This is a genomic window from Phenylobacterium sp. (assembly GCF_030681155.1).
GTDB lineage: Bacteria > Pseudomonadota > Alphaproteobacteria > Caulobacterales > Caulobacteraceae > Phenylobacterium.
Map to the genome: position 1 here is coordinate 1 of NZ_JAUXXE010000005.1, position 9,616 is coordinate 9,616.

8 protein-coding genes and 1 tRNA gene are annotated in these 9,616 nt (G+C 65.1%); 6 read left to right on the top strand and 3 right to left on the bottom strand.

Annotated elements, in window-relative coordinates; genetic code table 11:
• Window positions 1-81: 81 nt before the first annotated feature.
• Window positions 82-158, top strand: a tRNA-Met gene (locus Q8M13_RS01200).
• A 181-nt stretch (window positions 159-339) separates the two neighbouring features.
• Here the strand turns inward: Q8M13_RS01200 and Q8M13_RS01205 are convergent.
• The gene (locus tag Q8M13_RS01205) at window positions 340-786 is read right to left on the bottom strand and encodes a hypothetical protein (RefSeq protein WP_305297795.1); all 447 of its coding nucleotides are present in this window, start codon (window positions 784-786) and stop codon (window positions 340-342) included.
• A gap of 351 nt (window positions 787-1,137) precedes the next feature.
• A complete protein-coding gene (locus tag Q8M13_RS01210) occupies window positions 1,138-1,806 on the bottom strand; it encodes an alpha/beta hydrolase (RefSeq protein WP_370869910.1) in 669 nt (222 codons plus the stop codon).
• Window positions 1,807-2,073: 267 nt separating this feature from the next.
• On the opposite strand from Q8M13_RS01210, the gene Q8M13_RS01215 reads away from it, so the two are divergent.
• Together Q8M13_RS01215 and Q8M13_RS01220 are read left to right on the top strand one after the other, a co-directional pair.
• On the top strand, window positions 2,074-3,069 hold the full coding sequence (locus tag Q8M13_RS01215; protein ID WP_305297797.1) for a nitronate monooxygenase family protein: 996 nt from the start codon (window positions 2,074-2,076) through the stop codon (window positions 3,067-3,069).
• A gap of 74 nt (window positions 3,070-3,143) precedes the next feature.
• Entirely contained in the window at window positions 3,144-3,770 is a 627-nt protein-coding gene (locus Q8M13_RS01220; protein WP_305297798.1) for a CoA pyrophosphatase, read from the top strand.
• An 11-nt stretch (window positions 3,771-3,781) separates the two neighbouring features.
• Here Q8M13_RS01220 and Q8M13_RS01225 read toward each other — a convergent pair whose 3' ends face one another.
• Window positions 3,782-5,053: a D-serine ammonia-lyase gene (locus tag Q8M13_RS01225; RefSeq protein ID WP_305297799.1), complete on the bottom strand. Its 1,272-nt coding sequence runs from the start codon at window positions 5,051-5,053 to the stop codon at window positions 3,782-3,784.
• A gap of 160 nt (window positions 5,054-5,213) precedes the next feature.
• Here Q8M13_RS01225 and Q8M13_RS01230 point away from each other — a divergent pair, with 160 nt between their 5' ends.
• From Q8M13_RS01230 to Q8M13_RS01240, 3 genes are all read left to right on the top strand, one after another.
• Complete coding sequence (locus Q8M13_RS01230; RefSeq protein WP_305297800.1) at window positions 5,214-6,233, top strand: phosphotransferase; 1,020 nt, start codon at window positions 5,214-5,216, stop codon at window positions 6,231-6,233.
• A gap of 355 nt (window positions 6,234-6,588) precedes the next feature.
• Window positions 6,589-7,731, top strand: coding sequence for an efflux RND transporter periplasmic adaptor subunit (locus Q8M13_RS01235; protein ID WP_305297801.1), 1,143 nt, complete (start codon window positions 6,589-6,591; stop codon window positions 7,729-7,731).
• 5 nt (window positions 7,732-7,736) lie between these two features.
• On the top strand, window positions 7,737-9,616 hold a 1,880-nt coding region (locus tag Q8M13_RS01240; protein WP_305297802.1), incomplete at its 3' end, for an efflux RND transporter permease subunit.

A 9,616-nucleotide genomic window follows, 5' to 3' on the forward strand; every position in this document is an offset into this window, starting at 1 on the left:
GGGAGAGTAGGTCGCCGCCAGGTCTACAAAACGGATGAAACGTCCAACCCTTCAATCACGATAACTACACCATAGCTTTGCCGCGGGGTGGAGCAGCCCGGTAGCTCGTCAGGCTCATAACCTGAAGGTCACAGGTTCAAATCCTGTCCCCGCACCCAAGCATCTCATAAAGCCCCCAGCTCAACAGCTGGGGGCTTTATGCGTTCCGGAACCCGAAAGAGGATGTCGGTAGCGTCAGGCGGCAGCTCCGAAGCGGAATCTATACTTCAACTGACCTGTCATTCACCGGAAACGAGTTCTCTTTACTGTTGAGCATCCGCCTGAACGAGGCTTGGCCACCTAGCGGGAGAGGTCGGTCTGAAGCGCTCGCGCCGCCGCGATGTCGACCGTGTCGAAACCTGTGATGGAGGCTTCCAGTCGACGGCGCAGGAGGGAAGCGGCTTCCTCTGTCGCTCCGCGAGCTGACAACAATCGGGCTAGGCCCGTGGCAGCGCGCAGGTCATAGCCATTGGCCCCCATGCTTCCCGCCTCGTCGACCGACGCGCGGAAATCGAGCTCGGCCAGATCGCGTTCGCCCGTCTGGGCCAGTAGTTCGCCACGGTTGATCAGGGTGTACGGTCTGTACAGTCGCTCTTCAGGATTGATGGTGAGGGCCTCGCCGAAGGTCGCGAGGGCTTGATCATACTGCCGGTCCACCGCCTGGGCTTCGCCCAGCAGCGTCAGGAACCACGGCATGGATACGCGCGTCTGGATCGCTGTCAGGTCGTCCATGGCCCGGCGGATCAATTCTATGCCTTCCGCGGGCTCGCCCTGCTGAGCTCGAGCCCAGCCGAGAGCCGCTCGGGCCCAGCCCGCGGCCTGTGAAAATCCCTTCTCGTCCGCGTCCCTCACCGCCTGCGCCGCTAGTGATGCTCCTCCAAGAGTGGGAAGCTGCGATGCGCCACGAGGGAGCGGCCATGTTGATGACGTCGAGCATGGCCGATGAGGCCGAACCTCAAGCTTGGCAACAATCTAACGGTTTCAAGCCTGTGGGAACACTGCGCCTTCAACCTCATCAGTCGACTCCCGAGGTCTTTTTTTCAAAGTCGCTTTAGACCAGGTGAGGTTTGGACACAGACGTGTGTGGAACAGCGTCGCTTAGCCAGCACCGCGCAAAACACGGGCGAGGAAGTCGCCGCCCAGTCGCAGTCCGGCCTCGTCGATGCTGTGGCCGAGACCTCGCGAGGCATGGGTGCTGATTTCGAACCCCATGGCTTTGAACTCGGCCTCCGCCTGCCCCATGGCGGTGAAGGGCACCATCGGGTCAGCGTCCCCGTGGACCAGAAGCAGGGGCGGCTTGGTCTTCACTTCGGTCTGCAGCGCGTCTGGATCAGCCAGCATGCCTGAATAACCGACGATCCCAGCAAGGGCCTCCGATCGCCGCGGCCCCACATGCAGGGCCATCATGGCGCCCTGGCTGAACCCCACAAGCGCCACCTTGCTGTTGGGTATGTCGTAGGCGGCCCGGTGCATGTCGATGAAGGCGTTCACCAGTGGGGCGGCCTGTCGCACGCCCGCCGCGCGGCTCTCGCGTCCAAGATCGGTCAACGACCACCATTGATAGCCACCTGGCGCGCCGGGACAGATCTCCGGGGCGTTGGGCGCCATGAAGACTGTGTCGGGCAGGCTGGTCCGCCAGTAGGGGACAAGCCCCATCAGGTCGTCGCCGTTCGAGCCATAGCCGTGCAGCAGGATCACCATTGATTGGGGATCTCGGCCACTTGCCGGGGCGGCCATCGGGCCTTTGAGGCGGGTCACGTCGGTCATCGTTCGGTGGTGCGGCAAACGGGTAGCCCGGTCAACGCTCGCCTGCTGGCTGGGTGGCTTGCGAGCCGTTCGCGAAGCACATGCTGACGGGTCAGTGGATGTCGCGAGCGCTGGTCTTCAGATCGATGAATGGCTCAGTCGCTCACGACTGATCAGCCTGTTCGACCGGTCGGACCTTGCGGCCCGGGGTGGGGAGCGTGAATACTCGGGCCATTACCAAGAGGCCTAGCTGCGGCCTTCAAAGATAATTCTAGGGACGGCAAACTCATGATCAACACCCGCATTACGGACATGTTCGGCATCGAGACGCCCATTGTGATGGGCGGAATGACCGGCGTCGGCCATGCGCCCTTGGTGGCGGCTGTGGCCAATGCAGGAGCGCTGGGCTTCATCGTCGCGCACCATTCGCCGTCGGCCGAGGAGCTCTGGAAAGAAATTCAGCGCTGCCGCGATCTCACCGACAAGCCGTTCGGCATCAATCTGACCCTGCTGCCGTCGCTCAATCCCATTCCCTACGACGAGTACCGGCAGGCCATCATCGAGTCCGGGATCAAGATCGTCGAAACCGCGGGACGCAACCCGACCGATCACCTGCCCGATTTCAAGGCCAACGGGGTGAAGGTCATCCACAAATGCACTTCGGTCCGCCATGCGGTGACCGCCGTGCGCTACGGCGTCGATGTGGTGTCGATCGACGGGTTCGAGTGCGCCGGCCATCCGGGCGAGGACGACGTCGGCCTGGTGGTGCTGCTGCCGGCGACCGTCGATGCGGTTGATGTGCCGGTCATCGCCTCGGGCGGCATGGCCGATGGCCGCGGCCTGGCGGCGGCGCTGGCGCTGGGGGCCGACGGCGTCAACATGGGCACCCGCTTCATGGCGACCCAGGAGTGCGCCATCCATGAGAACGTGAAGCGCAAGATCGTCGAGAATACCGAGCGCGATACGCTGCTGACCAATCGCACTCTGCGCAACACCAGCCGCGTGGCGCGCAACGCCGTCTCCGAGGAGGTGGTGCGAATCCAGCAGGACGCGACCAAGACGATCGACGACGTTCGCCACCTAGTCGCCGGTATCCGGGGCCGCACAAACGTCATGGGCAAGGGCGACACCGACGACGGCATCTGGACTGTCGGCCAGAGCCAGGGCCTCATCCACGACATCCCGACCGTCGCCGAGATGGTGCACGCCGTGAACCGCCAGGCGGAGGAGTGCCTGCTGCGCGGCGCCCAGCGCGTCACGGTTTCGGATCGCCAGCCGGCCTGACCGAGCTTCCGGCCGGCGTTGACGTGGCGCCGGCCGGGCTTTCGGATCCACCGCACTCAAGGTACCCAGGTGCGATGAGCTACCCATTCTCTTCGGCGGTGCGTGAGGTGTTGTCCGCGCGCTGCCGCGCCTTTCCCCGCATCGCGCACGAGGGCGTGGACCTCAAGCGCGCGGCGGTGGCGATCACCCTGGTCGAGGCCGATGACGGCTCGGGCGAGGTGGCCTTCCTGCTGACGCGGCGAGCGGCTCAGATGCGGGCGCATGCAGGGCAATGGGCCTTGCCCGGCGGCCGCTGCGATCCCGGCGAGACCCTGGAGGAAGCGGCTCTGCGCGAGCTTCATGAGGAGCTGGGACTGGAAGTGCCCGCTCACGATGTGCTGGGCGTGCTCGATGACTATCCAACCCGCTCGGGCTACGCGATCAGTCCCGTGATCACCTGGCTGGATGACGCTAGCGGCATGCGGCTCAATCCGCAGGAAGTGGCCTCGGCGCACCGGTTCCGGCTCGATCAGATCCTCGGCGATGACGCCGTGGATTTCGAGGTGATCCCGGAGAGTCCGCGCCCACTGGTCCGCATGCGGGTCGGCGAGCAGCACATCCACGCCCCGACAGCGGCGCTGATCTACCAATTTCGGGAATTGGTCGCCGGGCGCATCACCCGCGTAGCCGATCTCGAGCAGCCAGTGTTCGCCTGGCGCTGACCTGCCTGCTTTTAGGGCGCCAGCAGGGCGGCGAACTCGGCTTCCGGCAGCAGCGAGCCGCCTGTGGTCCAGACGACATGGACAGGCTTTGCGTCGCTGTCGATCACACCGGCGGCTCGCGCCCGGCTGTTGAACGGATCGAGCGCGGCGAAGCCGGAGGCACCTGAAGGCTCTAGCCTCAATTCAGCCTGGGCCCAGGCCCGGCGCACCCAATCCACCATGGCCTGGTCGGTGACCCCCACGACCGCGTCGATATTGCGACCGATGGCCTGCATCACGAAGGGCGAGGCCGAGGGGACAGCTAGACCATCGGCGATGGTGTCGTTCGTGAGGCCAAATTCGTAAATGCTGATGGGCCGGCCTTGCCCCACAGCCAAGGCCGCAAAGACGCAGGGCGACGCGACCGGTTCAACGAAAACGGCCAGGACGTGTTCGCCGTAGATCTGCTTCAAGCCGGCGGTGATCCCGCCGGGCGCGCCGCCCACTCCGCATGGCAAGTATACGATGAGCGGACGGCCTGGGCCGATCGTCAGGCCCCGCGCGGAAAGCTGATCGGCCAGTTCGGCGGCCGCGACGGCGTAGCCCACGAACAGGCGGCGCGAGTCTTCGTCGTCGATGAAGTAGGCGTCTTCCGCGACTGCAGCCTGACGAGCGCGGGCCACCGCGCCGGTATAGTCGCAGTCATGCTCCACGACCGTGGCGCCGATCGCTCTCAGCCGTTCCTTCTTCCAGGTCTTGGCGTCGTGGGACATGTGGATTTCGGCCTGCAAGCCAAGCGCTCTAGCCACACGTCCGATCGCGAAGCCAAGATTTCCCGTGCTCGCGACGACGATGCGATGGGCCTCGAGCACGGCCAGGCTCGCCGGCGCAAGCAAGGTCTCCAGGGACTGGCCTGGTCCAAGCAGGCCCCGATCCAGCGCGAGTTCTTCGACATAGCAAAGCAGTTCGTAAACCCCGCCCCGGGCCTTAACCGACCCGGCCATCGGCAGGGCGTGATCGCACTTCACCAACAGACCCGGTGTTGAAGACATGGGATAGTCGGCCAGATCAGACCGGATCTGGCCGTCCCAGTCTTTGTCGGGGAACAGGGCGCGTAGCACGGGCTCAAACCTGATGAACCTGGCGCGGGCTTCGGCGATCTCGTCGGTGCTCAGCGGCGCGGCGTCGACGGTGAGTCCCAGGCCAGGGTCGCGGAGCCAGACGGCGGTCTCGCCGCGAACCAGCGGCGCGATCGCCGCGAAGGCGTCATCTGGGTAGGCGGCGGGGCTCTGATCATCGTTCATGGGACATGAACATCGCACCAGCCGGTCGGAGGCAAGCGACCTGCGCGCGCCGGTATTCGAAATCACCGCGCTACTGGGTCCAAGCTCGCGCTAGGCTGCCCGTCCGGCGAAGACTTCAACGACCGGAAGGCGCGGCTGAACGCGCGGCGGGGGAAAAGGCATGGCCGGAGAGTTCGAATTGATTGCGGCTCCGCGCCGCGACGATGTCCGGAGCGCCTTGCGCTCCACGTTCGGCGCTCGTGAGATTGGAGGCTTTCGGCCGATCTCTGGCGGGGTCTCCGGCGCCCAGATCTTGCGGTTCGAGGTCGCCGATCGGACGTATGTCCTGCGCATCGAGCCTGAACGCGTGGCGTTTCAGGACCGCCAACGCGGCTTCGCATGCATGGCCGCCGCCGCTGCTGTGGCGGTTGCTCCAGCCCTCCACTACGCCGATGCGGGAGCTGGCGTGGCGATCATGGATTTCGTCTCTGGCCGCCCGCTTTCGGAGCATCCGGGCGGTGCGCCGGGTCTGGTGCGCGAGCTAGGCGCCTTGACGGCTGAGGTGCAGACGGCTCCAGGCTTTCCGATCATCGGCGACTATCCCGTGGTGATCGAGGCGATGCTCACGTCTCTGGCCAAGTCGGGTTTGTTCCCACCCGGCGCGCTTGGTCCGCACGCCGAAGGCCTAGCGCGTGTCGCTGCGAGCCTTCCCTGGGATTCGGCGTCACTGGTCGCCAGTCACAACGACCCCAACCCGCGGAACATCCTGTTCGACGGGCGTCGACTGTGGCTGATCGATTGGGAGTTGGCGTGGGCCAATGATCGCCTGGTCGATCTCGCGATCCTCACCAACGAGTTTGCTCAGACGCCAGAGCTGCAGGACGTCCTGCTTGAGGCGGCTCTTGGCCACGCCCCACACGGGCGCCTGCGGGCGAGGCTTCAAGTCATCGGCCTGCTCACAAGGCTCTCATACGGCTGTATCGTCCTTGGGAGTTTCGCCAGTGCTTCAGCCATGGCTCAAGACCGGAGTTTGGCGGCCTTCTCCCCGAGCGAATTCCGCGCGGCCGTGGCTGATGGACGGCTGAAGTCCGGCTCGCCCGAGACCGCTTACGCGTTTGGCAAGATGTCGCTCGCCGCCTTTATCTCTGGGATCGACGCCCCGGGATTTGACGAGGTGTTGGCTAGGGTGGAGCAGGGCTGATCCCGAGTGTCGCAGATCTGCGTCGGCGTGTGTCAGGTCAGTTATCTCGCGTCATCTTCGTGCGAGGCCTAGGGCCTAGACCCAGTTGAGTTGAGCATCAATCGGGTGCTCAGTACTCAAACCCGTCTGTGGCATGGCCCGAGGTGGATACGGTTGCCCAACCCAGTGACACCTGAGCGGATCGACGCCAGACCCGGTCGAACAACTTGCTGCATCGTCAGGCCCTCCAGCTTGGTGGAGCTTTTTCGCAGTAGCGAACTTCTATCCCTGCCGACAATCGATGAGGTGACGCGTCTTGGCTATCGAGCGTAGGAAGCCTCGCCTCCGAGCGTCCACGTGGCTGGCGTTCGGCGCCTTGAGCCTGCTCGCCGCATGCGGCGCGAAGCCTAGCGATCACGCGGGCCCCGATGGCGGCGCAATTGCGGTCGGATATGTCGTCGTTCAACCCAGCCGCGTCGATCTGGTGAGCGAGCTTCCGGGACGGGTGGTCGCCTCCGAAAGTTCTGAAGTCCGGCCCCAGGTTTCCGGTGTGATCCAGCGGCGGCTCTTCACCGAGGGATCGGTCGTCAAGCGCGGCCAGCCGCTCTACCAGATCGATCCCAGCCTCTATCAGGCGGCTGTGAACCAGGCGCAGGCCAACGTGCAGAGCGCCGAGGCCAACCTCCGCGCGGCCCAGGCGCTGGCGAACCGAAACAAGCCGCTGGCGGCGATCGAAGCGGTCAGCCAGCAGGATTATGAGAACGCGGTCGCCGCAGCCGCTCAGGCGGCCGCCACCGTGGCCCAGACGAAGGCTGCGCTCGAGACCGCGCGGATCAATCTGCGGTTCACCACCGTCCCCGCACCGATCAGCGGCAGGATCGGCCGGTCGCTGTTTACGGTCGGCGCGCTGGTCACCTCCAGCCAGACCGACCCGCTGGCGAGCATTCAGCAACTCGATCCGATCTTCATCGATGTTCAGCAGTCGAGCGGCGAGCTTCTGGCCCTGCGTCAGGCCCTGGCGTCGGGCGGGTTGGTTCCCGGCAGCGCCGCCGTGCGCTTCAAGCTAGAGGACGGGAGCACTTACGATCAGGCCGGCACGGTCGAGTTCGCCGAGGCCGTCGTCGATCCAGCAACGGGGACGGTGACCCTGCGGGCGCGCGTCGCCAATCCGAATGGAACGCTGCTTCCCGGAATGTTCGTCCGGGCGGTGTTCGCCCCTGCGATCAACACCGCGGCCTTCCTGGTTCCGCAGGAGGCGGTCTCGCGCGATCCGAAGGGGGGGGCGAGCGTCTATCTGGTCGGCGCCGGCGACAAGGCCCAGCAACGAACGATCACCGCCGCGCGCACCCAAGGCCAGTTCTGGGTGGTCACCGACGGGCTGAAGGCGGGCGATCGGGTGATTACCCAGGGACTTGCGAACGTTCAGCCTGAAAAGGCCTTGCGACCGGTCCCTGCGAGCGCGCCGCAGAACATTCAACCGCCCAAGGCCGGCGCCTCTCCCCGTGCGGGAGGCGGCTGACCTTCATGTTTTCCCGCGTCTTTATCGATCGCCCGATCTTCGCCTGGGTGATCGCAATCCTGATCATGATGGCCGGCGCAGGCTCCATCCTGGGTTTGCCGGTCGCCCAGTATCCTGATGTCGCCCCGCCCCAGGTCTCGGTCCGGGCCAGCTATCCCGGCGCCTCCGCCGAGACTATCCAGAACAGCGTCACCCAGGTCATCGAGCAATCCCTGACCGGGATCGACGGGCTGCTCTATTTCAGTTCCTCATCGACCTCGCGCGGCCAGGTCACCATCACCGCCACCTTCGAGAAGGGCGTCGATCCCGACATCGCCCAGGTGCAGGTGCAGAACCAGGTCAGCCAGACGCTCTCGCGGCTGCCGAGCCAGGTGCAGCAGCAGGGGCTGGTCGTTCGGAAATCCAATCCCGACAACCTGCTGATCGTCGGCGTCTATGACGAGACCGACCGGATGTCGAACGGCGATGTCTCCGACTATCTGGTGTCCAACCTGCAAGACCCGTTGTCACGCGTGAAGGGCGTCGGCGACACCAACGTCTTCGGCTCGCAGTACGCGATGCGCATCTGGCTCAATCCCGATCGGCTCGCCAGTTATCAGCTGACGCCGGGCGATGTGGTCACGGCCATCCAGAACCAGAACGCCGAGGTCGCGGCGGGGGAGTTGGGCGGACAGCCGCAGCCCGACACCCAAATGCTGAACGCGACGGTCACCGCCCAATCGCGCCTCCAGACGCCCGAGCAATTCGCCAAGATCATCCTCAAGAGCCAGCAGGACGGTTCGGCGGTGGTGCTGTCGGACGTGGCGCGCGTGGAGCTTGGCCAGGAGAACTACAACGCCCGCAGCCGGGTCAATCGGCACCCCGGAGCGGGCCTCGCCATTCTGTTGGCGCCCGGCGCCGACGCGCTGAAGACCTCTGAGTTGGTCAAGGCCGAGGTCGAGAAGGCGGCCAAGTCGTTTCCGGCGGGCCTGAAATACGCCTACGCCAACGACACCACCGACTTCATCAAGTTGTCGATCACCGAGGTGGTCAAGACGCTGGCCGAGGCCATCGTCCTGGTGATCATCGTGATGTTCGTGTTCCTGCAAAGCTGGCGGGCGACGCTGGTGCCGGCGATCGCGGTGCCGGTGGTGCTGCTGGGCACATTTGGCGTGCTCTACATCGCCGGCTTTTCGATCAACACCATGACGCTTTTCGCCCTGGTGCTGGCCATCGGCCTGCTGGTCGATGACGCCATCGTCGTGGTCGAGAACGTCGAGCGGCTGATGGCCGAGGACCCGAACATGACTCCCCGCGAGGCGACCATCGCCTCGATGAAGGAGATCAGCATGGCCCTGGTGGCCATCGCCTTGGTGCTGTCGGCGGTGTTCCTGCCCATGGCGTTCTTCGGCGGGTCGACGGGCGTGATCTATCGGCAGTTCTCGCTGACGATCATCGCAGCGATGGTGCTCTCGGCCTTCGTGGCGTTAACGCTCAGCCCGGCCCTGACCGCCACCCTGCTCAAGCAGAAGAGGGCCGAGCACGAGCTGCACGAGAGCGGCTTTGGTCGGCGGTTCCCGGGTGCGGCCCGCGCCATCCACGGGGCCTCAACCTGGTTCAATGAGGGCTTCGAGCGTCTCGCCGACCGCTACAAGCAGACGGTGCGATGGATCCAGGATCGCAAGCTCATCTTCATGCTGATCTACGGCGCGGTGGTGCTGCTCTTGGCCGGGCTGTTCCTGCGGCTGCCGACCGGCTTCCTGCCGACCGAAGATCAGGGCGGGGCGATCGTGCAGTTCCAGCTTCCGGCCGGCGCCACCTTGCACCGGACCGTCGCGGTGCAGCGGCAGGTCGAGGACTACTTCTATGAGTACGAGAAGCAGAACATCCGCACGATGTTCTCGGT

Bases quoted from the DNA above. Each gene is read 5' to 3' on its own strand.
- Q8M13_RS01210 (WP_370869910.1), bottom strand. From the start codon at position 1,806: ATGACCGACGTGACCCGCCTCAAAGGCCCGATGGCCGCCCCGGCAAGT.
- Q8M13_RS01215 (WP_305297797.1), top strand. From the start codon at position 2,074: ATGATCAACACCCGCATTACGGACATGTTCGGCATCGAGACGCCCATT.
- Q8M13_RS01220 (WP_305297798.1), top strand. From the start codon at position 3,144: ATGAGCTACCCATTCTCTTCGGCGGTGCGTGAGGTGTTGTCCGCGCGC.
- Q8M13_RS01225 (WP_305297799.1), bottom strand. From the start codon at position 5,053: ATGAACGATGATCAGAGCCCCGCCGCCTACCCAGATGACGCCTTCGCG.
- Q8M13_RS01230 (WP_305297800.1), top strand. From the start codon at position 5,214: ATGGCCGGAGAGTTCGAATTGATTGCGGCTCCGCGCCGCGACGATGTC.